The sequence below is a fragment of the Jiangella mangrovi genome (assembly GCF_014204975.1).
In the GTDB taxonomy this organism is placed as follows: domain Bacteria; phylum Actinomycetota; class Actinomycetes; order Jiangellales; family Jiangellaceae; genus Jiangella; species Jiangella mangrovi.
The window spans coordinates 2,105,459-2,129,491 of the sequence record NZ_JACHMM010000001.1 but is presented as its reverse complement, the minus strand read 5'-3'; the positions used below and the strand labels follow the sequence as shown (position 1 = coordinate 2,129,491).

Genomic DNA, 24,033 nt, shown 5'->3' with positions numbered 1-24,033 from the left:
GCTGTGCGGTGCTATCAGCTACACGAGGCTGCGGTGTACTCGCCGTACTCGCGCGAGGTGACCTCGTCGCCGTCGACGACGCCGGTGGCCTCCACCGTCACCGCGCCCGCCGGAACCTCCGCCGTGCGCGTCGCGAGGGTCTGCTCCACAGTGTCGCCGGGAGCGACGTCGTGGAACGTGCGGACGCCGTAGGCCGTCTCGATGCGCAGGTCGGCCGGGCCGTCGTGGTCGTTCGTCACGCTCACCGCGACGAAGCCCGTGCGACCCAGGCAGCTGGTCTCGGCCGCGACGGTGACCGGCACCCGCGGGCCCATGCCCGGGTCGTCCGCGAAGACCCGCCACTCCGTCGCCGCGACCGCGGAGAACGTCGTGCCGTTGCCGTTCGCGGAGATCAGCGCGCGGAGCCGGTCCGTGGTGACCGGTGCGAACGTGACGGTGTTGAACGCGGTCGAGCTCGTGCCGTAGCCGGACGCGTCCTCGACGTCGGCCCAGCCGTCGCCGTCCCAGTACTGCAGGACCCACGTCTGCGGCTCGGCCACGCCCTCGCCGGTGCCCTGGGGCTGGTCGCGCCAGAACTTGATCTCCGCGCCGGTGAGCCGGATCGGCCGGGACCAGGTGTACTGGGCCCACTGGGTGGCCGGCCGGGTGCCGGACCAGGTGCCCCAGATCTGCGCCTGGCTCGGGTTGTTCGGGTCGAGACCGTCGTTCAGCGCCCCGACGGCGTTCCACCCGGCCGTGTAGGACGCGGTGGCGGTGCCCAGCGCGGCGACGTTGCCGCCGACCGGCCCGGTGATGTCCGCCGGGATGACCACGGAGCGGCTCGTCTCGACGTTGCCGGCCCGGTCGGTCGCCCGGAAGAACACCTGCTGCCGCTGCGAGCCGTACGCCTGGACCGGCGTCCGGTACGGGGTCCACGCACCGCCCGCGCCGATGGCGTACTCGATGCGGGCCAGGCCGGACGTGGCGTCGGTGGCCGCGATGCTGACCGTCCGTTCCGCCTCGTCGAGGGTCCCGGTGCTCACCGGGGCGACGCGGTCGATGCGGACGCCGAGGCTCGCCGCTGGCGACGTGTTGCCGGCCCGGTCCGTGGCGGTCGCGACGACGGTGTGCGTGCCGTCACCCGTGACGGTGACGTCGGTGTAGCGCGCCGGACCCGTCTCGACCGGGGTGCCGCCGTCGACCGTCGACTCGAAGGTGACCCGGCCGCCGCGGTCGTCGGCGCCGGCGACCCGCACCCGCACGTCGGACCGGAACCAGCCGGCGCTGCCCGCACTGCCGCTCGGCGACAGCGTCACCGTCGGCGCCGTCTCGTCGCCCTCGGTGTCGCCCGGGTCGATGACGGTGACGGTGGCGCTGACCCGGCCGCCCGCATAGCCGAGGACGGAGCCCTCGACCGCCAGCGAGCCCGGCGCCGCCACGTCGGACGCCTCGAGCGCGTCCCAGAACGCCGGGATCTGCAGTGTCTCGCCCGACGACGGGAACGTCACCGGAACCGTGCCGGGCAGCTCCGTCTCGCCGACCTCGACCGTCATCGCGGGCGGGGTGACCGACGCCGGCTGCTCGGCCAGCACCTTCCACTCCTCGACCGCGACGGCGGAGTACGTCTGGCCGTTGGTCGAGCCGTTGAACGTGGCCCGGACCTGCGTGGTCGTCACCGGCGAGAACGTCGTGTTCTGGTAGCCGCTCGTGCCGGTGCCGTAGCCACTGGGGTTCGGCACGTCGCGCCACTGCCCGTCGCCGGTCGCGTCCCAGTACTGGATCTTCCACGACGCGGGAGCCGCGACGCCGACGCCCGAGCCCTGCGGCTGGTCGTTCCAGAACTCGATCTGCGAGCCGGACAGCCGCATCGGCCGGTCCCAGGTGTACTGGGCCCACTGCTGCGGCGGGTTGTTGCCCGTCCACGTGCCCCACATGTCCGGCGGCAGCGGGTTGGGCCGCACGATCTCGTCGTTGAGTGCCTTCACCCAGTACTGCGTGGGCACCGGCGTGTTCGAGACCGTGACCGTCGCCTCCTGGGCGACGTTGGCCCGCGGAGTGACGTCCTTGACCTTCGCCGGCGTCGTCACCACCGGCTTGATGCGGGCCGGCGTCTGCGTGTCGTCCCACTCCACCCGGTCGATGGCCACCGAACGGCGGAAGTGGTTGCCGCCGACGGCGTCGGCGGTGTGGTACGCGAGCCACCATTCGCCGTTGAACTCGATGATGCCCGGGTGGCTGGTCGTCGACGACACCGGGGCGAGGATCCGGCCGCGGTACGTCCAGGGCCCGGTGGGCGACGGGGCCGTGCCGTAGGCGATGCACGCGTGGTAGTTGGCCGGGGTGCACGCCGACGTCGGGCCGGCGTTGTTGCCGGCGTAGGCCATGTAATAGGTCCCGTTGCGCTTGAAGACCCAGGCCGCCTCGAAGAAGCCGGTGAGGCCGGTGACGTTGCGCACCGCGCCGATGGGCGTCTTCATGTCCTGCTGGAGCTCGAGCATGCGCAGGTTGCTGAAGCTGCCCCAGTAGACGTAGACGCGCTGGTTCGGCGCCTCGCCGTCGATGAGGATCGTCGGGTCGATGTTGTGGATGGTGTTCGCCGTGGGCACCCGCTGCGAGATGATCGGGGCGCCCACGTGGTCGGTCCACGGTCCCGTCGGGGTGTCCGACACCGCGACGCCGATGCCGAACTTGTCGCTGGCCGGGCTCGCGGCCTCGTTGACCGGGACGTACCAGTAGTAGCGGCCGTCGACGCCGCGCACGACCTGCCCGGCGTAGGCGCGGCCGGGCGTGGCCCAGCTGAAGACCTGCTCGGGGCGCATGAGCGACGGGTGGTGGGTCCACTCGCCGGTCTCGACGTCCGAGGTCACGAACGCGCCCCACTCGTTCATGATGAAGTCGTTGCGGGTCGGGCCGGCCTCGTCGTGGCCGGTGAAGATGTAGAGCTGGTCCGCGCCGGTCGCGTTGCCCGGCGTGCCGGCCGGCACCACGATGGGCGCCGGGTCGGCCGAGTAGTAGCTGCCGTCACCGAGGATCGGGTTGACGGTGTTCGTGAAGGTGATGGGCTCGGCGGCGGCCGCCGGGGCCACGGGGGCGAGCAGTCCCGCGGCGAGCGTTGCGGCGACGGCAGCCGGCCCACTGCGGAAAAGCCGGCTGCGGCGTCGGGTGCTGGTCATGGCTGTCTCCTGACGATCGGGGGTCGGTCAGGGGCCCTCGGGGCGCAGGTGCTGCGCCCCGAGGGCCGAGAGAGGTGGTGCCGGCAGCGACTACCCGCAGGCGGTCGCCGGGTACTCCTGCACCACTCGTGCCGTCCTGCCGTTGCGGTCGATGGCGGTGACCGTCACCTGGCCGGCGGGGATGCTCGCCTGCTTGGTGGCGAACAGCTGGAACGCCGCGGCACCGGGCTCGATGCCGTCGAGCTGCCGGAAGCCGTACGGCGTCGACAGCGTGATGTCCAGCCTGGTGGGCTCGCCGTTCGTCGCGCGGACCTCGATGACGGCACGGCGCCCGAGGCAGCGCGCCTGGGTGCTCACCGTCACCGCCGGCGGCGTGCCGCCGTCACCCACCGTCAGCAGCAGCGTCGTGGACGTGGTGCCCGCGTCGCCGACGTAGTCGGGCAGGATCAGGTGGCCGGTGACCGTGTAGGTGCCCGGCGTGTTGACGATGGCGGGGTCGAAGTTCCAGTCCACGCCGATCGCCTGGTTGTCGCGCGAGCCGTCGTTGTACGACACCTCCACCTTCGTGGGCAGGTGCGGCTGCTCGCCCACGTCGACGGATTGCTCGAACTGCTCGGCGCCCTGGATCGAGATGCCGCCCGGCGAGTTCTCCGGCCGCACGTAGATCCGGGCCTCGGCGATCAGGCCGTACGTCGTGTTGGTGCCGTAGACGACGAACGGGTCGACGTTGGTCTCGGCCACCATCTCCGGCGTGATCTCCTGCCAGGTGAACGGCAGGGAGCCCCGCGGACCGCTCGAGTACTCGACGTCGAGCGTGGCCGGCAGCGTCGGGACCTCGCCGACCACCGTCCGCATGAGCACCGGCTGGTCCACCTCGCTGACCGTGTCGCCGTTGGCCCGCCACCGCAGCACACCCGTCCCGGCCCCGCCGCTCTGCACACCGAAGATCCGGATGCGCAGGTTGGTGGTCGTGATCGGCTGGAAGTCGAGGTGGTTGTAGGCGTTGCGGGTCAGGGCGCCGGCGTAGGTCGAGGTGCCGGTGAGCGTGACGGGCGTCCAGGTCTGGCCGTCCGTCGAGCTCTCGACGACATAGGTGTCGGCCCGGGGCATCCGGGTGCCGCCGTTGTCGTCGTACCAGTAGATGTCCGTGGACCCGAGGAGCACCGGGGAGTCCCACGAGTACCGGATCCACGCGGTGTTGGCCACGCTGGTGCCGTTGGCCGGCTGTCCCCACGAGCCCCAGCCGTTGCCGGCGCCGGGGTTGGAGCTGGCCGGAGTGGTCGGCTCGTTCACCCGCAGCGGGTTCTCCCACGGAGCGCTGCCGCTGGTGGTGATCGTCGCCAGTGCGCCGAACTCCGCCGACGTCGCCTTCTCGGTGAGCTGCACCTCGACGTCGCGCTGGGTGGTCAGCTCGCCGTCCGTCGCCGCCAGCCGGAACACGTAGGTCCCCGCGATGGTGCCGGTGACCTGCGTCGTCAGGGCGTCGTCGTTGCCGAAGATGACGCCCGCGCCAACGGGCTTGGAGACGGTCGACCAGCCGTAGGTCAGCTCGCCGGAGTCCGGGATGCCGTCGTCGGTGATGACGCCGACGAGGTTGGTGGACAGGTTGCCGTCACGGGACCGGTCGACGGTGACCGTCACCGACGGCGGGTCGTTGACCACGTCCGGCACCTCGCGGCCGGAGTCGAAGACCTGGATCTCCGAGATGGCCGTGTAGTACGACGGGGTGTTGGTGAAGGCCACGCGCACCCGGTCGGTCGTGACGGCGTCGAAGAGGGCCTCGTTGAACTTGGGGCCGGGGATCTTCGGCGACTTCCACACCTCGGGCACGGTGACCCAGCCGCCGTTGCCGTCGGGCACCTGGATCGTGTAGCGCTGCGGCTCGCGGTAGCCGCCGGTCTGGCGGTCGCTGACGAACCACACCTTGATGTTGTCGAAGCGGGTCGGCTCACCGAGGTCCAGCTCGACGTAGCCGCCGGGCTCCGTGGTGCCGTAGTTGCCCCAGTACGGCTCGTTGACGGTGACGCCGTCGGTCACCGCGTCCAGCGCGACCGGGCGCTCGGTGACCTTGATGGCGCCGGGGGTGGAGTTCCGCGACCCCGGCCAGCCGGGCGTGTGGAACTGCCGCCACGACGTCGGGCGGACACCCTGCTGGGTGTACGACGACGACAGCACGGCGCCGTCGGCCAGGTTCGGCGCGTCCTCGCCGAGGTCGACGCCTGCGGTGCGCAGGTACGACGCGACCCGGGCGTCCTCGATGTCGGTGTCGACCGCCGTGGGCAGCTCGGCGCCCTCGGCGGAGGCGACGGTGACGGTCAGGCCCTCGTCGGACTCGACGACCTCGTTGCTGTTCGGGTCGAAGACGAACCGGCCGAGCGCGTCGGCGGTGGCCTGCTTCTCGCCGTCGACGAACAGGCTGTAGCCGGCGCCGAGGCCGTAGTGCGTGCCGTCCTCGTCCCAGACGATCGTGACGTCCTTGCCGTGGTAGCGCAGGTTGTTGACCATGAAGTGGTCGTAGCCGAGGTCGATCGGCCACAGCTCGATCTTGTCGTCGGACCGGGGCTGGATGCCGCCCATGTCCTCGACATAGATGTAGTTCATGTTGCCGAGCATCACGTGGTTCGGGTTGTTGCGGTTGTAGGTGCGCGTCGTCGGGTTCCAGTTCGAGTAGTACTCGGACTGGTTGGCCACGCGGGCGTCACCGTTGGGGAAGATGCTCCACGCCATCCAGTTCAGCAGGCGTGCGGCGTACTCCGGGGTGATGTACTTCCCCTCCGGGTCGTAGTGCCGCAACGCCGACCGGACGGCGCGGTACTGGACCGTGAAGTTGATGTTGGAGAAGTTGTTCGACCCGCCGATCCCGAACTTCGACCGGTCGTACTGGTTGGCCGTGTAGAACGGGAAGATCGGGAAGTTGTCGCCGTAGCGCAGGAACCGGTAGCCGTCGACGTAGGTCTCGTAGTCGTCGAACGGGATGAGGTTCTGGGCGTAGATGTCGTAGAGGTTCGACTCCTTCGCCGGGATGAGGTCGCGCTCGGCCTCGGTCAGCGGGTTCTGGTTCCCGCCCGACCACGCGCCGTGCGAGGTGCCGGCCAGGAACATCCGCATCTCCTGGCTCCACAGCCGGCCCAGAATCGACTCGCGGATGTCGTCGGCCGTGTCGCCCATCTCGTCGACCTTGGCCTCGTCGGCCCCGGCCATGGCGTAGAGCTGGCGGGCCGCGTCGAACGCGCCCCACACGTAGGCCGACTCGGGCCGCTCGATCGTCTGCGCACCGGGAGCCCCCGCGTTCGCCTTGGGGTAGCCGAAGGTGATCGCGTCGGCGTCGTTGCCGGGCATGTAGTTGGTGTCGTAGGCGATGAGCTTGTCGTCGTTGCCGTCGTAGTGCTCGAGCTGGCCCTTGCCGTCCCACTCGAAGTAGTGGGCGAAGTGCTCGGCCACCGCCGGCCCGCCGCCGTGGACGTTGTAGGCCTCGAGGCCCGCGGTGCCCAGGTACTGCGAGTAGTGGTTGTTCCAGCTGGTGTGGCCGGGGCTGTCGAGGAAGGCCGACGAGCCGGAGAGCTCACCGATGTTCATGATCTGCCCGTACGCCAGGTACGGGTTGCGGATCCACTTGGTGTCCTGCAGGTGCATCGGCTGGGTGAGAGCGACGGCGTTCTGGTACAGGTTCACGCCCTCGATGGTGGTCGGGTACTGGTAGACGTAGCCCGGCTCGTTCGCGTCGAGGCTGTTGTAGCGCTCGCCCCACCAGCGGTAGACGATCGCCTTCTCGATGCCCGCGCTGGGCACGTCGATGTAGGGGATGTCGGCCGCCCAGCGGCGGTTGAACTCGGTGATGGCGGTGCGTGCGGCCTCGGCCGGCGCCAGCTCCACGTAGTCGTAGAAGCTGGCCTGCGAGTCCGGCATGGTGGCGGAGTACAGCGCACCGACCACGGACAGGTCGACGGAGCCGCCCGCGGGGACGGTGACCTCACGGTCGAGGGTCGTCCCGTTGCGCGTGAAGCCCGCCGCCTTGAGCCCGACCGTCACCCGCGACCACGGGGTGTCGTTGAGGCCGTTGTTCGAGCCGCTGGTCAGCGTGCGGGTGCCGGTCAGCTCGTCGGACGCCGAGGTCGAGGTCGTCGCGAGCGGTGCGGCCGCCCGGACGGTGAAGGTGACGGGCTCGGCGCCCGGGTTGCTGAACGTCAGGGCCGTGACGGCGACGTTGTCGTACGTGATGAACTTCGTCTGGTCGGCCACCACGCCGGTGGAGCCGATGGTGTACCGGCCCTTGGCATGGCTCGGCGCGTTCCACCGCTCCGTCCCGACCTCGGCCACGGTCTGACCGGGCACCGTGACGGTGTAGAAGTTGCCCAGGTTGTTCGGCCCGCCCGCGTACGCGCTGCCGGCGAAGCCCATGGTGCCGAACTGGCTGCCGCCGCGCATGTAGAGCGTGCGCCCGCGCGTCTGCAGGACGTTGTTGCCGGCGGTGCCCCGGACCCCGAGGATGCGGTCGAGGTAGTAGTCGGTGCCACCGGCGGCGAGGTCCTTCTCGAAGATCGACTGGTGCATGCTGCCGGCGGTGTAGGGCACCCCCGGCTCCAGCGTGGCCGCGACCTGGGCCTCGTTGAGGTACGTGGGCTCGCCGATGTCCATCGTGTCGGTCAGGCCGTTGGTGTAGAGGCCGACGTCACTCTCGTTGCCCGGCAGTACGTGCGAATCCGCGTAGGCGACGCTCGGTACCAGCACGAGCCCGCCACAGACCATCGCGCCGCTGGCCGCGGCGGCGATGGCACTTCTGAATCTTCGTCCCGACATCACCGTGTCCTCTCCATCGGGGAACTGGGGTGGAACAGGGGTGGAACAGGCCGCTCGGGCCCAGGATTGTGAACGCTCACAACGCGTTCGGGTCGTGCTCGGATCTCTGGTGCCGTGGTGAGCAAGGTGGCAGCGGATCACCTCTTCACGGGTGTCGGTGGGGCGGTCCTCCGACGGAGATGCGATTGTTAGCGCTCACACCACCGCAGTCGGCAGGTCTCGTCGAACGTCGTCTCGGTCATCCCGGCACCGTCGAGCCACGGATCACCACACGGGTGTCCAGTGCCTCGACCCCGGATCGCGGCTCGCCGTCGATGGCGGCGAACAAACGCTGCGCCGCCACCCGGCCGAGCCGCTCGAAGTTCATGTCGACGCTGGTCAGGGCCGGCCGCGCGCCACTGGTGAAGATCTCCCAATTGTCGAAGCCCATGACCGCGACGTCGTCGGGGACGGTGCGCCCGTGCTCCCGCAGCGCGTCCATGACGCCGCGGGCCACCTGGTCGCTGCCGCAGAGGATCGCGTCGAGCTCGGGGTGCTGGCCGATCAGCATGGACGCCGCGGCCCGGCCCCAGCTCTCGGTCCACGACCCGAACCGGACCTCGCCGACCTGCGCCAGGCCGTGGTCGTCGAGCGCGGCGAGCGCACCCTTGGCGCGTTCCTGCGAGGCGCCGTAGGTGGGGTCGCCGGTGATGTGGGCGATGCGCGTACGCCCGGTCGAGACGAGGTGGTCGACGGCGCTGCGGCCGGCGCCGACGTTGTCGACCACGATGGACAGGTCTTCGGGGTCCTCGGACGGCGCGTAGGCGTAGACGACCGGGACGGACAGGTCGCGGCCCAGCGACTGCCGCGGGTCGGTGCGGCTCCCCACGACGATGAGGCCGTCGACCCGGCGGCTGAGCAGAGCCTGGACGTGGTGCTTCTCGCGGATGGCGTCGCCGCGGGCGTCGCACAGGAAGACGGCCACGCTGTCGGCGCCGAACGCGTCCTCGGCCCCCATGAGGATCGGGATCGAGAACCGGCCCTCGAGGTCGTTCGTGAGCAGGCCCACGGTGCCGGTGCGGTCGGCCAGCAGGCTGCGCGCCAGCTCGTTCGGTGAGAACGAGAGCTGTTCGGCCGCCTCGACCACGCGCGCACGGGTCTCGGCGCGGACCTGCTTGCGGCCGTTGAGTGCCTTGGACGCGGTGGCGACCGAGACCCCGGCCAGGCGGGCGACGTCGTTCAACGTCACCTTGCGCGAGACCGGCGACGGCACTTCGGGCTTCATGTTCTGGGTGCCTCCGTTGCGAACATTTCGGCTCACTGTACCGGCGTGTCCCGAAACTGCCTAGAGGTGTTTTCAAGATTCTGCAACGGGGTGGTGGAGCTTTCGTTTCGGTTCAGTGAATTCCCATGCCAGAGAGGGTTGACGTCGCGTAGTCGAGTCCCTACGGTCGCAGAAAGCCTTTTCGGCACTTTCGTAACGACGCGGCCTGAGCACTCGCAGCACGGCCCGCCGACCCGGTGCCGGCACGGAGGCATTCCCATCACATTCGGTCCCACCGGGAGACGAACGATGCGACGTAGTACCAGGACACGGGCGACGACGGCCGTGACCGCTGCTGTGCTGGCGCTCGTAGTGAGCGCCTGCGGCGGTGACGACGGCGACACGGACACCACCGGCGGTGACGGTGAGGCCACCGGCGACTCCTCGGAGGACTCGCTGGCCGAAGGCGTCGACGACGGCAGCACCATCACCATGTGGACCCGGGCGGCCACCGAGGCGCAGTCACAGCGCCTCGTCGACGCCTACAACGCCAGCCACGAGAACCAGGTCGAGCTGACGGTCATCCCGACCGACGACTACCTGCCGCGCGTCGGCACGGCGGCGGGTGCCGGCGAGCTGCCGGACGTGCTCAGCCTCGACGTCGTGTTCGTGCCGCAGTTCACCACCGCGGGCGCGTACCTCGACATCACCGACCGCATCGACGCACTGCCGTTCGCCGACGACCTCGCGCAGTCGCACATCGAGGTCGGCACGCAGGACGGCGCCAAGTACGTCGTGCCGCACACCATGGACCTGTCGGTCCTCTTCTACAACAAGGACCTGTACACGCAGGCCGGCCTCGACCCCGAGGCTCCGCCCACCACCATGGAGGAGTTCGCCGAGCACGCCCGCGCCATCGACGCCCTGGGCGGCGACGTCAGCGGCACGTTCTTCGGCGGCAACTGCGGCGGCTGCTACGTCTTCACCTGGTGGCCGAGCATCTGGGCCTCCGGTGCGGACGTCATGAACGACGACGGCACCGAGTCGTTCCTGGCAGAGCCCGAGGCACAGGCCGTCTACGACATCTGGAAGGGCCTCGTCGACGACGACATCGTCGCGCCGGGCACGCAGGACGAGGCCGGCCCGACGTGGACCGGCGTCTTCCCCGAGGGCAACATCGGCGTCATGCCGATGCCGTCCACGACGCTCGGCCTCATGCCCGACACCTTCGAGACCGGCGTCGCGCCGATCCCGGGCGTCGGCGGCGGCGAGTCGACCTTCGTCGGCGGCGACGCCGTGGGCATCTCCAGCAACAGCGAGATCCCGGACGCGGCGTGGAACTTCATCGCCTGGACGCTGGGCGACGAGGCGCAGGTCGAGGTGCTGGCGCAGAACCGCGACGTCGTGGCCCGCACGGACCTCGCGTCGAACGAATACTCCGACCAGGACCCGCGCCTGGTGACCATCAACGAGGTCGCCGGTGTCGGCCGCACGCCGTACTCCATGCGCTTCGGCGAGACGTTCAACGACCCGCAGGGTCCGTGGCTGCCGCTGGTGCGCAACTACGTGTTCGGCGACGGCTCCACGCTCGAGCAGGACAACGAGGCGGTCGACGCGTCGCTGCAGAGCTAGGCGAGGTGGCGGGGCCGCGCAGCATCCCTCCGCAGCCGGCCCCGCCGCACCGCCCGCCCGACCGCAGCTGACGCCGTCGTCGACCGAAGAGGAAGGACCGTCGCTTGGCCAGCCCAGTCCTGCGCGAGCCCGCGGCTCCGCCGGCACACCCACCCACGAGCTCCCGGGCGTGGTGGCGCACACGGACGTTCCAGGGAGCGATGTACGCCGCGCCGGCCGCCCTCTTCGTCCTGCTGTTCTTCGTCCTCCCGCTGCTGCTGGTGGGGCAGATGTCGGCCAGCGAGAGGCCGCTGCTCCAGGGCGGCCAGGGCATCAACTTCCCCGACAACTACGCCGGCATCGCCGACGACCGGCTGTTCTGGCCGGCGGTCGGCTTCACGCTGAAGTACACCGTCATCGTCGTGGTGGTCCTGCTGGTCCTCTCGATGGGGATGGCACTGCTGGTGCAGAACCGCCGCCGCGGCGTCGGGTTCCTCCGCACCGCCTACTTCCTGCCGGTCTCGCTGGGCCTGGCGTCGGCGTCGCTGCTGTTCTGGGGGTTCTACAGCCCGCAGATCGGCCCCATCGACCCGTTCCTGCAGTGGCTCGGCATCACCGACGAGCCGGTCCGCTGGATCGGGACGCCCACCATGGCACTGATCTCCTCGATCATCCTGGTGGTCTGGAAGTTCGCCGGGTTCTTCATGCTGATCCTGCTGGTCGGGCTGCAGTCGATCCCGAACGAGGTCTACGAGGCCGCCCGGGTCGACGGCGCCAGCAAGGTGCAGTCGTTCTTCCGCATCACGCTGCCGCTGCTGCGCCCGTCGATCGCGCTCTGCCTGATCATCTCGGTCACCGGGTCGCTGCTGGCGTTCGACCAGTTCTTCATCCTGACCAACGGCGGTCCGGACAACTCCACCACCACCGTGGTGATGATGATCTACCGGGAGGCGTTCCGCCGGTTCGACCTCGGGTCGGCCGCCGCGCTGTCCGTCGTCGTGCTCCTGGTGCTGCTCGTGATCAACATCGCCCAGTTCCGCTACCTGCGCCGCGGCGCGGACGACTGAGGGGCGACCGATGAGACTGCAACAGGCCATCGGCCGCACCTCGTTCTGGGTGTTCGGCGGCGGGCTCGCGCTCATGTTCCTGATCCCGCTGATCTGGACTGGCGTCGCGTCGGTGTCGCCGCACGGCGCCACGGCGCAGCAGGAGGGCTACGGTTTCGCCAACTACCGCACGCTGACGGAGTACGACGCCGGACTGCCCACCTACCTGTGGAACAGCGCGTACGTCTCGATCCTCACCGTGATCTTCACACTGGTCCTGTCGCTGCTCGGCGGCTACGCGTTCGCCCGGTTCCGCTTCCCCGGCCGCGACGTGCTGTTCCTGCTGATCATCGCGATCCTCATGGTCCCCTACGCGACGCTGCTGGTGCCGCTGTGGGTGCTCATGGGCGAGATCGGGCTGCGGAACTCGCTGTTCGGCCTGGCGCTCGTGCTGACGCTGTACCAGCTGCCGTTCTCGATGTTCATGATGCGCATCTCCTTCGAGGCGGTCCCGCGCGAGATCGAGGAGTCCGCGCTGGTCGACGGCTGCGGCACGTTCGGCGTGCTGCGCCGGGTGCTGGTGTACGCCGTCTGGCCGGGCATGATCACCGTCGGGCTGTTCGCGTTCCTGCACGCCTGGAACGACTTCATCGCGCCCCTGTTCATGATCAACGACAGCTCACGCTACCCGTTGTCGCTGGCCATCGCCACGCTGCGGCAGCAGACCATGGGCGCCGTCGACTTCGGCGCCACCCAGGCCGGCGTCGTCATCATGGCGCTGCCCTGCCTGATCCTCTTCGTCCTCCTGCAACGGCACTACGTGCGCGGCTTCATGTCCGGAGCACTGAAGGGATGAGAGCCGCGACCGCGCCGCTCTCCCCGTCCCGCCGTCCCACCGACCCCACCTGGAGGTGAATGCATCGTGCCCGCCGACCTGACCGCCGATGCCGGAAACCGCGACGACACCGGCGGCCGGCCCGTCGTGCCGAGCACCGGCAAGCTGCGCCCGCTCGGACTGCGCGAGGTGCGCATCACCGGAGGATTCTGGGGCCGGCGCCAGACCGTCAACGCCTCCGCCACGCTCGAGCACAACCTCGGCTGGGAGCGCCGGGTCGGCTGGATCGACAACTTCGCCGCCACCGTCGAGGGCCGGGTGGGCAGCGACCGCCGCGGCCGCGAGTTCTCCGACTCCGACGTGTACAAGCTGATCGAGGGCATGGCCTGGGAGGTCGCCCGCACCGGCGACGCGTTCGCGGCGGAGTCGATCGCCGAGCTGTCGAAGGTCATCGAGCGGGCGCAGGAGCCCGACGGCTACCTCAACACCGCGTTCGGCCACGACGGCCAGGGCGCCCGCTACTCCGACCTCGAGTGGGGCCACGAGCTCTACTGCTACGGGCACCTCATCCAGGCCGGCGTCGCGCTGATGCGCACCGGCGCCGACAGCCCGCTCGTCGACGTCGTGATCCGCGCCGCCGACCACGTCTGCGCGACGTTCGGCCCGGACGGCAACCAGGGCTTCTGCGGGCACCCCGTCGTCGAGATGGCGCTGGTCGAGCTGTACCGCGTCACCGGCGAGCGGCGCTACCTCGACCAGGCCGCACTGTTCGTCGAGCGGCGCGGCCACGGCACGCTCGCCGACATCGAGTTCGGCCGCTCCTACTTCCAGGACGACGTGCCGGTCCGCGACGCCGACGCGTTCCACGGGCACGCCGTCCGCGCCCTCTACCTGGCCTCGGGCATCGTCGACGTCGCCGTCGAGACCGGCGACGACGAGCTGCTGGCCGCCGTCGAGCGTCAGTGGGAGGCGACGGTCGCGCGGCGCACCTACATCACCGGCGGCATGGGCTCGCGGCACATGGACGAGGCGTTCGGCGACGACTACTTCCTGCCGCCGGACCGCGCCTACTCCGAGACCTGCGCCGCGGTGGCGTCCGTGCAGCTGGCGTGGCGGCTGCTGCTGGCCACGGGCTCGACGCGCTACGCCGACCTCGCCGAGCGGACGCTGTACAACGTCATCGCGACCTCGCCGGCCGACGATGGCCGCTCCTTCTTCTACGTCAACACGCTGCACCGCCGCCGCGTCGGCCCGCTGCCGGCGGCCGACCGGCACCACCCGCGGGCGGAGTCGACCGTCCGGGCGCCCTGGTTCGACGTGTCGTGCTGCCCGAACAACCTGGCCCGCACGTTCGCCAGCCTGGCCGCGTACCTCGTCACCGCCGACGACGACGGCCTGCAGGTGCACCAGTACGCCGACGCCGACGTCTCCACCCGGCTCGGCGCCGGCCGGCCCGCCGGTGTCGAGATGCGCACCGGCTATCCGGCCGACGGCGCCGTCGTCCTGCGAGTCACGGAGACGTCCGAGGTCCCGTGGACGCTGTCCGTGCGGGTGCCCGCATGGGCGGGCGACGGCGCCGTCCTGGTCGAGCCCGACGGCACCCGCCGTCCCGTCGCACCCGGCGTCGCCGCGGTGACCGCCGCGTTCGCCGTCGGCGACGAGATCCGCCTCGAGCTGCCCATGGAACCGCGCTGGGTCCGCGCCGACCCCCGCATCGACGCGCTGCGCGGCACCGTCGCCGCGGAGCGCGGCCCGCTGGTGCTGTGCGCCGAGTCCACCGACCTGCCGGCCGGCCGCGACATCGCCGCGGTCCGGGTCGACCCGGCGGCCCCACTCGCCCCCGACGGCGACGGCTCGGTCCTCGCCGTCGGGGCGCTGGCCTCCGAGAACGACGGCGCATGGCCGTACGCTGCGGGCGCCGGCGCCCCGGGCGGCGGCACCACACCGGCACCGATCCGGCTGGTGCCGTACCACTCATGGGCCTCCCGCGGCCCGTCGACGATGCGGGTCTGGCTGCCGGCAGTGGACTCTGACTAGAGTCAGAGGATGTTCGAGAACCTGACGACGGCCCACCTCGCCGACGCGTGCCTGCGGGCGGGGGTGCCGGTGCGGTGCGCCGGTTCGTCCCCGGTGCTACCGGGGCAGCGGGCGGCCGGGCGTGCGCTGCCCTGCGTCCACGTCGGCAGCGTCGACGTGTTCCTCGAGGCGTACGAGTCGGCCGGGCCCGGTGACGTGCTGGTGGTCGACAACGGCGGCCGGCGCGACGAGGCGTGCGTCGGCGACCTCGCGGTGCTCGAGGCACGCGCGGCCGGGCTGTCGGGCGTCGTCATCTGGGGCCTGCACCGCGACACCGCGGACATCCGCGCCATCGGGCTGCCGGTGTTCAGCCTCGGTGCGCTGCCGACCGGCCCGCAGCGGCTCGACCCGCGGCCGGCCGACGGCGGGCTGGTGCGGGCGTCGCTCGGCGACTTCTCCGTCACCCGCGACGACGCGATCCTGGCCGACGACGACGGCGTGGTCGCGGTGCCCCTGGACCGGGCGGACGAGCTGACCACGCTGGCCGCGGCGATCCGCGACACCGAGCGGCGGCAGGCCGAGCTGGTCGCGGGCGGCACCACGCTGCGCGACCAGCTGCGGTTCGGCGACTACCTCGCCCGCCGCCGCGCGGAGCCGGACCACACCTTCCGCGACCACCTCCGCGCCATCGGCGGTGCCATCGAGGAGTGAGCTGCCGGCCCGCTCACTCCGACGGGGGACGGACGGCGCTCAGCGCACGCACCGCCGTGGCGCGGTCCGGCGCCAGCCGGAGCTGGTCGGCCAGGCCCTCGAGCAGGTGCTCGGCCAGGCTCTGCAGCAGCGCGAGGTGCGCGGAGTCATCCGGAGAGCCGAACGCCAGCACGACGTCGACCGGGTCGTTCTGGTCGTGACCGAACTCGACCGGCGCCGACAGCACGGCCGCCGACAGGCACAGCCGCAGCACGCCGTCCTCTGGGCGGGCGTGCGCCAGCGCGATGCCGGGCGCCAGCACCATGTACGGACCGTGCTCCTCGGCGATCGCGATGCAACGCTCCGGGTACCGCGGCTCAAGCGCGCCCGAGCTGACCAGCGGCGCGCAGGCGGCGTGCACCGCGCCGCGCCAGTCCGCCGCCCTGACGTCGACGACGGCGTCGACGACGGGATCGGCACCGGGCTCCGTCACGACAGCCAGCCCTGCGCCCGCAGCGCCTCGTCGAGCTGGCGGCGCAACCCGTCGACGTCCATGAAGTTGCTGATGGCGAGCACGACCGGCGCCACCGAGCCGAGGTCGTCGGCGTGCAGGCCCTGGGCGATGGCGACGTCGGCCTTCATGCCGCGCGCCGACGACACGTCGGTGTGCTCGACCTTCGCCTCGACGCCGAGCGACTGCAGGGCCTTCTCGGCGTTCATCTTGAGGATCAGACTGCTGCCCATGCCGACGCCGCAGACGGTCAGGACGGTCAGCGGGCGGTTCGGTGCTGGCGACATCGGGGGACTCACCGTTCTCTCGACGCTTCGGCTTCGGACTGCTCGTCGGGCTCCGGCTCCGACTCTGCCAGGGTCTCGTCGTCGCGGCGCTGCAGACGCTTGAGGAACCAGGTCCAGACCCCGAAGACCACCACGACGACGAGGCCGACCAGGAGGACGGCGTTGTCGCCGAACCCGGAGAACAGCTCACCGAGACCGAGCAGCAACAGGATGATCAGGTACCAGTCCGGGTCGGCCAGCGTGGCCAGCTCGGGTGCGGTGTCGGAGAGCAGGTTCCAGCCCAGCCATTGGCCGAATGCCAGCGAGACGCCCGTGACGACGCCGGCCAGCGTGGCGCCGCGCCAGCCGCCGAACGCGTTGCCGAACACCGCCGCGCCGGCGCCCACGAAGAACAGCATGATCATCGGTGGCACCAGCACGAACCAGCCGGCCGCCGCGAACACGCCCATGAGCACGAGGAACGTCGCCGTCGTCGAGACGAACCCGAGCATGACGGCGCTCGGCGCGACGGGGAAGATCGTCGGCGCGTCGAGGGCCGGACGCGAGCCCGGGATGGCCTTCTCGCTGATGCCGGTGAACGCCGGCACGATCTCCGCGAGGAACATGCGCACGCCGTAGAGCAGGATCGCGATGCCGGCGGCGAACCGCAGCGCCGCGATGACGCCCCACACCCACGGGTTGATCTCCGGGTCGTACGCGGCGGCCTGCTCGTCGACGACGCCACCGTCGGCGAAGGCCAGCCCGACCAGCATGATCAGGCCGATGACGACCGCCGTCGACACCGTCACGTCCTTGAAGAACGAGAGCCGCCTCGGCAGCCGCACCTGCTCGACGTCGTGCTTCTCCGGGTCGCCCACCAACGGCGCGAGCCGCCCGCTCAGCCACGCGACCGACGAGCTCGTGTGCCCGTAGCCCCAGTCGTCGGAGGAGATGACGCGGCGCATCATCGGCGCGATGAACAGCGGCTGGACCGTCCAGTAGCAGCCGGCCACGGCCGACCCGACCAGCACGAGCTGCCAGCGGTCGAGCTCGCCGAAGACCTGCACCAGCGACGCCGTGATGACGACCGCCATCCAGAACAGCAGGTGCCCGGTCAGATAGACGTAGCGGGTCCTGAGCACGCGGACCAGCACCAGGTGCAGCACGAAGCCCAGCGTGATGACCAGCGCGACGTCGCTGCCGTGGGTGCCGAGGAACTCGTCGAGGGTGTTGCTCGACGACGGCGGGTCGAGGCCGACCGCGCTGGCGACGATCGCCTGGAACGACGCCAGACCGGCGACGAACACGTCGACGCCGATGAACAGGATGATGATGCCGATGGTGGCCCGGATGGCGCCGCCCACGACGTCCTCGACCGGCTTGCGCTGCAACAACAGGCCGATGGCCGTGATGGCGCCGATGAGGATCGAGACCTCGTTGAACAGGTTGGTGGCGATGAACTCGAGAACGTCCACGTATCGTGTCTCCCCGAAATCGGCGTTTCGACACCCCCCATTTCGTTGGGTGAGACTCTACGTCAACCTCGGAGATCAGTCGCCCGTGGCGAGATGGAGCAGGGCCTTGCCGTAGGCCTCCTCGGCCTGATCGTCGTCGACCTCGACCACGTGACCGGCGACGTCGAGGGTGACCCGGAACCCGTCGCCGGTGCGGTCGAGCCGCACGAACGCACCACCGAGCAGCTCGCGCAGCCGCGACTCGCCGGGCAGCCAGAGGGCCGCCTCCTGCTCGACGCTGTCCAGCGCCCACTCGACGGTGCCGTTGAAGCCCAGCACCCGGCCGCCGGACGGGAACTCGTGCACGTCGACGACCATGTGGGAGACCACGAAGACCTCGTCGTCCATGCCGCGGTCGGCGATGACGAAGCGGTCTCCGGGCTGGGGTTCCCACCGCAGCCCCGCTTCGCGCAGCTTCCGGGCCAGCTCGACGGAGATCATGCCCCCATTGTCCGCCTTCAGCGGCGCCGGCCCAGCAGACCGAGGAGCTTGGTCTGGTCGTCGGCGTCGTCGGCGACCGGGACCTCGGGGCCGCAGACGCCGGGGCGGCGCAGGTTGTCGCCGAGCGCGCGGACCATCGGCAGCAGCTCCTCGACGTCCTCGGGCGGGATGGTGTCGTCGAGGCCGGCGCCGCGGGCGATGTCCCAGCCGTGCACCACGAGGTCGAAGCCGAGGAACTGGTCGGCCGTCGCGGCCACCGTCGTCGGGCCGAACATGCCCTCGTACGGGGCGTTCGCGCGGTCGGGGTCGTCGAGGAGGTCCTGCATGGCGTCGCGGGTGTGCCGCCAGGCGGCGACGGGGTCGTCCTGCGCCGACGGACCCTCGGGCAGCGTCAGCCCGCCGAGCTTCGCGACACCCTGGTGCCAGTCGACCAGGTGGGCGACGACGTCGCGGGTGGTCCAGTCCTCGCACGGCGACGGCGACTCCCAGCGGTCGTCCGGGACGGACTCGATGCGGCCGGTCAACGTGGCGGCGAGGCGCCGGTAACGATCAGCGATGTCGGTCATGGGTCCAGCCTGCCGCGGTCCGGGGCGTGGGCGCTTGTAGCGATCGGACATCGGGCCGAAGCATGCGGGCTCAGGCTGCCGCGCCGGTGACGGCGGCGGGCGAGCCGGCGCCGTCGACGACCGAGCCGGGACCGTGCCAGTCGGGCGCCTGGCCGGCCAGCAGCTCGCTGGGCGTGCACGAGGCGATGCGGCGGCAGTCGTGTGAGAGGTGCGCCTGGTCGCTGTAGCCGGCCAGGTGCGCCAGCTCGGCCAGCCCGAGCGTGGCGTTGCCGGGAGCGCGGGCCAGCGCCATGAACCGCTGCAGGCGCAGGATGACCCGGAGCATGGACGGCGGGTAGCCGAACGCGGCCCGGCTGCGCCGCTGCAGGTGGCGGTCGGTGAGCCCGGCGGCGTCGGCGAGCTCGGCGATGCCGCTGTTGCGCCGGCTGAGCACCCGGACGGTCCACGCCGCGAGCGGGTCGGGACCGTCGGCGCCGGCCAGCCAGCTCCGGGCGGCCGTCGTCAGGAGGGCCAGCCTGGCGTCGGCCGTGGCGGCGTCGGTGACCTGGCGCGCCAGTGCCCGCGCGCCTGGGCCGAGCACGTCGTCGAGCCCGACCCGGGTGTCGAGCAGCAGGTGGGCCGGGGTGTTCAGCACGCCGGGCGCGACGCCGGGCCGGAACCGGACCCCGACCGCCTCGGTGCCCGGCGGCGTGGTGACCGGCCAGGCCGCGGTCTCGGGGCCGCACACGATGACCCGGCCGTCGGCCAGCCACATGACGTCCATGCAGCCGTCGGGGACCAGCAGCTCGACGCCGTCGACCTGTGCGGTCCAGGCGCAGACCAGCGAGTCGCGCAGTTCGGGCGCGACGGCGACGGGTCGGTACCAGGCCATGTCGTCGAGCCTAGGCGGGGGCACCGACAGACCCGGGCGAAACGTCCGGACCGCTCATTACGATGACGCCGTGGACGCCGCACTGCCGGGGTACGAGGAGCAGTGGTGGCGCGCCCTGGCGGTGTTCCGCACGTTCTCCGTGCTCTACGCCGCCACCCTCTACGCGTTCGCCCGCGACGACTACGAGCACGTCACCGCTGGCTGGCTGGTCCTGGCCGGGCTCGCGCTGTGGACCGCGCTGACGTTCGCCTGGTACCGCCGGCCCGGTGCCCGGCGCTGGCCGCTGCTCACCGTCGACCTCCTGCTCGCGGCCGCCGCCGTCGTGGCCACCCGGCCCCTGCAGCTCGAGTCCGCCGTCGAGCGAGGCGCTCAGACGCTGCCCGTCTTCTGGGTGGTCGCGCCTGTCATCGGCTGGGCTCTGGTGTACGGCTGGGCGGCGGCGCTGCCGGCGTCGGTGGTCATCGGGCTGGCGAACGTGGCCGAACGCGGCGCCGTCACGCCACCACTGCTGCACAACACCGCACTGGTGCTGATCGCCGGAGCGACGGTCGGGTACGTGTGCGGGCTGGCCCGGCGCTCCGAGCGGCGGCTGGCGGCCGCGCTGCGGGCCCAGGCCGCCGCCCAGGAGCGCGACCGGCTGGCCCGCGTGGTCCACGACGGCGTGCTGCAGGTGCTGACGTACGTGACGCGGCGCGGCCGCGAGCTGGGCGGCGACGCGGCAGAGCTGGCCGGGCTGGCCGCCGAGCAGGAGGTGGCGCTGCGGGCGCTGATCACCGCGGAGCCGCAGCCGGCGCCGTCGTCGGGCCGGGTCGATCTCGGTGAGCTGCTGCAGGCGCAGGCGACGCCCCGGGTGTCGGTGGCGGTGCCGGCGGCGCCGGTCCGGCTGTCCGCGCGGGTGGCGGACGAGCTGGCCGCCGCCGTCGCCGCCGCTCTGGACAACGTCGCCCGGCACGCCGGTCCGGGCGCGCGGGCGTTCGTGCTGCTCGACGACGACGGCTGCGAGGTCACCGTCGTGGTCCGCGACGACGGCGCCGGCTTCGGTCCGGGACGGCTCGAGGCGGCCCGTTCCGAAGGACGGCTGGGCGTGGCGCGGTCGGTGGTCGGGCGGCTGGGCGCGCTGGGCGGGTCCGCGGTCGTCACCGGCACCCCCGGCGACGGCGTCGAGGTCACGCTGCGGCTGCCGCGGCGCACCGCCGCCGTTCTGGCCCGGCGGAGCGCACCGTGACCCGCGTCCTCGTCGTCGACGACCACCCGCTCTGGCGCGACGCCGTCGCCCGCGACCTCGCCGACGCCGGCTGCACCGTCGTGGGCACCGCCGGCGACGGCGACCAGGCGCTGCGCGTCGCCACCGCCACGTCGCCCGACCTCGTCCTGCTCGACCTGCAACTGCCCGGCCGCGGCGGCGTCGACGTCACCCGGGCGCTGTGCGCCGGCCCGCCGCCGGTGCCGTACGTGCTGATCCTGTCCGCCAGCGGCGAGCAAGGCGACGTGCTCGACGCGATGAAGGCCGGCGCCACCGGCTACCTGACCAAGTCGGCCACCCGCGAGGAGCTGCTCGCCGCCGTCGACCGCGCCGCGAGGGGCGAGCCGGTGTTCACACCCGGTCTCGCCGGCCTCGTGCTGGGCGAGTTCCGCCAGCTCGCGTCCACCGTGCCGGCGCGCGACGTGCTCACGCCGCGCGAGACCGAGGTGCTGCGGCTGGTCGCCACCGGGCGGTCCTACCGGCAGATCGCCGAGCAGCTGGTCGTCTCGCACCGCACGGTCCAGAACCACGTGCAGAACATCCTCGGCAAGCTGCACCTCAACAACCGGGTGCAGCTGGCCCGCTACGCGATCGAGCACGGCCTCGACGACGGCTGACCTGGGACGCGGTGACGTCCGTCGGTCGACCAGGCCGGTCGTATCCTCGTCGCGTGAGGCTGAGCGCGACCGAGGACGCCAACCGCCGGCTGCTGCGCGCCCGCGACGCGATCGACCGGCACTTCGCCGAGTCGCTGGACGTCCCGACGCTGGCTCGGGTCGCGCTGATGTCGCCCGCCCACTTCATCAGGGAGTTCAAGGCCACGTTCGGCGAGCCGCCGCATCGCTACCTGCAGCGACGTCGCCTCGAGCGGGCGATGACCCTGCTGCGTGACTCCGCGGCGAGCGTCACCGACGTCGGCCTCGCCGTCGGGTTCGCCAGCACCGGGACCTTCAGCCGGACCTTCGCATCGATCATCGGGGTGTCGTCCTCGGCGTACCGCGCCCGGAGCAGACCACTGCCGGCGCCCGGCTGCTTCGTGCACGCCTGGACCCGTCCCGCGGCATCGAGCAGTTTCGGAGAAGCGGCCGCCGTCACCGGCCCCTAGCGTGGAATCCATGTTCAACGCCATCACCATCACGACAGTCCAGGTCCTCGATCAGGACGAGGCCATCGCCTTCTACGTCGGCAAGCTCGGCTTCGCGGTCAGCAACGACGTCGACATGGGCTTCACCCGCTGGCTGACCGTCGCCCTGCCCCACGACCCCGAACGGCATCTCCTGCTCGAGGTTCCCGGCCCGCCCGCACTCAGCGAGGAGGTCGCCGGTCAGGTCCGGGACCTGCTGACGAAGGGAGCGCTCGGCACGGCCTGCGTCCTCACGACCGACGACTGCCGCAAGGCCTTCGAGGAGCTGTCTGCCGTAGGGGTCGAGTTCACGCAGGAGCCGACCGAGCAGCCCTATGGCGTCGACGCCACGCTGCGGGACCCGTTCGGCAATCAGATCCGGATCACCCAGCACCCCACGGACGCCGCATGAGTACGCGTACTCATGCGGTTTGACGCCCGGCACTCACGACGGCGACGTCGCCGGGCGGCACAGTGCTGACATGACCAACGCCGCGCCCACCAGGAACACCACCGCGTTCTATGTCCAGGCGATCCTGTCGTTCTCGATCGCCCTGGTCACGGTCGTCACCGGGATCCTGTACATCGACATCGACCCCTGGCCCCAGGCCTTCCTCGGACTCGGCACCATCTACCTCGTGACGTCGGCGTTCACGCTGGCGAAGTGCATCCGCGACCAGCAGGAGGACACCGCGCTGGTGAAGCGGGTGGACCAGGCCAGGGTCGACAAGCTGCTCGCCGAGCACGACCCGTTCCGCGAACCGGTCTGAACCCGTGTGAACCCGGCCCTCGCGACACGCCTATGGTGTCGTCTACCGAAATCTACGGATGCCGCTAGACGACACCATAGAGTCCGATCATGGACCCGGTGCGCAATCCCTACGCCCCCGGCGCCGGTCAGCGCCCGCCCGAGCTGGCCGGCCGCGACCGCGAGCTGCAGCAGTTCGACGTCGTGCTCGAGCGCATCGCGCGCGGGCGGCCGGAGCGCTCGCTCGTCCTCACGGGCCTGCGCGGGGTCGGCAAGACCGTGCTGCTCAACGCGCTGCGGTCGCAGGCGATCGGCCGCATGTGGGGCACCGGGAAGATCGAGGCCCGGCCGGACCAGTCGCTGCGCCGCCCGCTGGCCAGCGCGCTGCACATGGCGGTCCGCGAGCTGACCCCGCGCCACCGCGACCCCGACCGCGTCGACGCCTTCCTCGGGGTGCTCAAGGCGTTCGCGCTGCGCTCCGCCGGCGACGACGCCAAGCTGCGCGACCGGTGGCAGCCGGGCATCGACGTCCCCGCGGCGACCGGCCGGGCCGACACCGGCGACATCGAGGTCGACCTCGTCGAGCTGCTGGTCGACGCCGCCGGCGTGGCCCGCGACGTGGGGGTCGGCATCGCCCTGTTCGTCGACGAGATGCAGGACATCCCCGCTCCCGACGTGTCCGCGCTGTGCGCCGCCTGCCACGAGCTGTCGCAGCAGGGCCTGCCTCTCGTGGTCGTCGGCGCCGGGCTGCCGCACCTGCCCGCCGTCCTGTCGGCGTCGAAGTCGTACTCCGAGCGGCTGTTCCGGTACGTGCGCATCGACCGTCTCGACCGCGAGGCCGCCGACCGCGCCCTGGTCGCGCCGGCGTCGGAGGAGGGCGTCGCCTACGAACAGGCCGCGCTGGACGCGCTCTACGAGGCGACCGAGGGCTACCCGTACTTCGTGCAGGCCTACGGCAAGGTGACCTGGGACAACGCCCCCACCGACCCCATCGGCGCCGACGACGTCCGCATGGCCGCGCCGGAGGCCCAGGCCGAGCTGGCGGTCGGCTTCTTCGGCTCCCGCTACGAGCGCGCCACCCCCGCCGAGCGCGAGTACCTGCGGGCCATGGCCGCTCTGTCCGACGACACTCACGGCGTCGTCCCCACCTCGGACGTCGCCACCTACCTCGGCCGCAAGCCGTCGTCGTTGTCGCCCGCCCGCGACGCCCTGATCAAGAAGGGCCTCATCTACTCGGCCGAGCGCGGCACCATCGCCTTCACCGTCCCGCACTTCGGCATCTATCTGCGCAGGCACGCCACCGTCTGACGGAGCATCGGGTCGTCTACGACTGTCTAGCGCGAACGCTAGAGAGGGCTAG

20 protein-coding genes are annotated in these 24,033 nt (G+C 71.5%); 11 read left to right on the top strand and 9 right to left on the bottom strand.

Annotated features, from left to right (window positions below; translation table 11 throughout):
* Positions 1-14: 14 nt before the first annotated feature.
* The 3 genes from HD601_RS09875 to HD601_RS09865 form a co-directional block, all read right to left on the bottom strand.
* A complete protein-coding gene (locus tag HD601_RS09875; RefSeq protein ID WP_184821425.1) occupies positions 15-3,152 on the bottom strand; it encodes a family 43 glycosylhydrolase in 3,138 nt (1,045 codons plus the stop codon).
* Positions 3,153-3,242: 90 nt separating this feature from the next.
* Positions 3,243-7,949: an Ig-like domain-containing protein gene (locus HD601_RS09870; RefSeq protein ID WP_221440768.1), complete on the bottom strand. Its 4,707-nt coding sequence runs from the start codon at positions 7,947-7,949 to the stop codon at positions 3,243-3,245.
* A 238-nt stretch (positions 7,950-8,187) separates the two neighbouring features.
* A complete protein-coding gene (locus HD601_RS09865; protein ID WP_184821423.1) occupies positions 8,188-9,213 on the bottom strand; it encodes a LacI family DNA-binding transcriptional regulator in 1,026 nt (341 codons plus the stop codon).
* A 288-nt stretch (positions 9,214-9,501) separates the two neighbouring features.
* On the opposite strand from HD601_RS09865, the gene HD601_RS09860 reads away from it, so the two are divergent.
* The 5 genes from HD601_RS09860 (at position 9,502) to HD601_RS09840 (ending at position 15,411) form a co-directional block, all read left to right on the top strand.
* Positions 9,502-10,824 (top strand): extracellular solute-binding protein, encoded by a 1,323-nt coding sequence (locus tag HD601_RS09860; protein ID WP_184821421.1) that lies wholly within the window; start codon positions 9,502-9,504, stop codon positions 10,822-10,824.
* A gap of 200 nt (positions 10,825-11,024) precedes the next feature.
* Positions 11,025-11,870 carry a carbohydrate ABC transporter permease gene (locus HD601_RS09855; RefSeq protein ID WP_184821419.1) on the top strand — a complete coding sequence of 282 codons (846 nt, stop codon included), beginning with the start codon at positions 11,025-11,027 and terminating at the stop codon, positions 11,868-11,870.
* Between the two features lie 10 nt (positions 11,871-11,880).
* Positions 11,881-12,705: a carbohydrate ABC transporter permease gene (locus HD601_RS09850; protein ID WP_184821418.1), complete on the top strand. Its 825-nt coding sequence runs from the start codon at positions 11,881-11,883 to the stop codon at positions 12,703-12,705.
* 66 nt (positions 12,706-12,771) lie between these two features.
* Complete coding sequence (locus tag HD601_RS09845) at positions 12,772-14,721, top strand: beta-L-arabinofuranosidase domain-containing protein (protein WP_221440764.1); 1,950 nt, start codon at positions 12,772-12,774, stop codon at positions 14,719-14,721.
* Positions 14,722-14,730: 9 nt separating this feature from the next.
* A complete protein-coding gene (locus tag HD601_RS09840; protein WP_184821417.1) occupies positions 14,731-15,411 on the top strand; it encodes an RraA family protein in 681 nt (226 codons plus the stop codon).
* Between the two features lie 13 nt (positions 15,412-15,424).
* On the opposite strand, the gene HD601_RS09835 is transcribed toward HD601_RS09840, so the two are convergent.
* From HD601_RS09835 to HD601_RS09810, 6 genes are all read right to left on the bottom strand, one after another.
* Positions 15,425-15,883 carry a PTS sugar transporter subunit IIA gene (locus tag HD601_RS09835; RefSeq protein WP_184821416.1) on the bottom strand — a complete coding sequence of 153 codons (459 nt, stop codon included), beginning with the start codon at positions 15,881-15,883 and terminating at the stop codon, positions 15,425-15,427.
* A complete protein-coding gene (locus tag HD601_RS09830) occupies positions 15,880-16,188 on the bottom strand; it encodes a PTS sugar transporter subunit IIB (protein ID WP_184821415.1) in 309 nt (102 codons plus the stop codon). Before HD601_RS09830 ends, HD601_RS09835 begins: the two co-directional genes overlap by 4 nt.
* A gap of 8 nt (positions 16,189-16,196) precedes the next feature.
* Positions 16,197-17,642, bottom strand: a complete 1,446-nt coding sequence (gene ulaA, locus HD601_RS09825; RefSeq protein WP_184821414.1) for a PTS ascorbate transporter subunit IIC — start codon at positions 17,640-17,642, stop codon at positions 16,197-16,199.
* Between the two features lie 75 nt (positions 17,643-17,717).
* A complete protein-coding gene (locus tag HD601_RS09820) occupies positions 17,718-18,122 on the bottom strand; it encodes a pilus assembly protein CpaE (RefSeq protein WP_184821413.1) in 405 nt (134 codons plus the stop codon).
* Between the two features lie 17 nt (positions 18,123-18,139).
* A complete protein-coding gene (locus tag HD601_RS09815) occupies positions 18,140-18,688 on the bottom strand; it encodes a TIGR03086 family metal-binding protein (protein ID WP_184821412.1) in 549 nt (182 codons plus the stop codon).
* Between the two features lie 70 nt (positions 18,689-18,758).
* On the bottom strand, positions 18,759-19,559 hold the full coding sequence (locus tag HD601_RS09810; protein WP_184821410.1) for a helix-turn-helix domain-containing protein: 801 nt from the start codon (positions 19,557-19,559) through the stop codon (positions 18,759-18,761).
* A 70-nt stretch (positions 19,560-19,629) separates the two neighbouring features.
* Here HD601_RS09810 and macS point away from each other — a divergent pair, with 70 nt between their 5' ends.
* The 6 genes from macS to HD601_RS09780 all read left to right on the top strand — a co-directional run bounded on the left by macS (position 19,630) and on the right by HD601_RS09780 (position 23,981).
* Positions 19,630-20,784, top strand: a complete 1,155-nt coding sequence (gene macS, locus HD601_RS09805) for a MacS family sensor histidine kinase (RefSeq protein WP_221440762.1) — start codon at positions 19,630-19,632, stop codon at positions 20,782-20,784.
* Complete coding sequence (locus tag HD601_RS35595; RefSeq protein ID WP_184821408.1) at positions 20,781-21,419, top strand: response regulator; 639 nt, start codon at positions 20,781-20,783, stop codon at positions 21,417-21,419. Before macS ends, HD601_RS35595 begins: the two co-directional genes overlap by 4 nt.
* Before the next feature lie 53 nt (positions 21,420-21,472).
* Positions 21,473-21,907: a helix-turn-helix domain-containing protein gene (locus HD601_RS09795; RefSeq protein WP_221440754.1), complete on the top strand. Its 435-nt coding sequence runs from the start codon at positions 21,473-21,475 to the stop codon at positions 21,905-21,907.
* A gap of 10 nt (positions 21,908-21,917) precedes the next feature.
* Complete coding sequence (locus tag HD601_RS09790) at positions 21,918-22,337, top strand: VOC family protein (protein WP_184821406.1); 420 nt, start codon at positions 21,918-21,920, stop codon at positions 22,335-22,337.
* Between the two features lie 70 nt (positions 22,338-22,407).
* A complete protein-coding gene (locus tag HD601_RS09785; RefSeq protein ID WP_184821404.1) occupies positions 22,408-22,695 on the top strand; it encodes a YiaA/YiaB family inner membrane protein in 288 nt (95 codons plus the stop codon).
* Positions 22,696-22,784: 89 nt separating this feature from the next.
* Entirely contained in the window at positions 22,785-23,981 is a 1,197-nt protein-coding gene (locus HD601_RS09780) for an ATP-binding protein (RefSeq protein WP_184821402.1), read from the top strand.
* Positions 23,982-24,033: the final 52 nt, after the last annotated feature.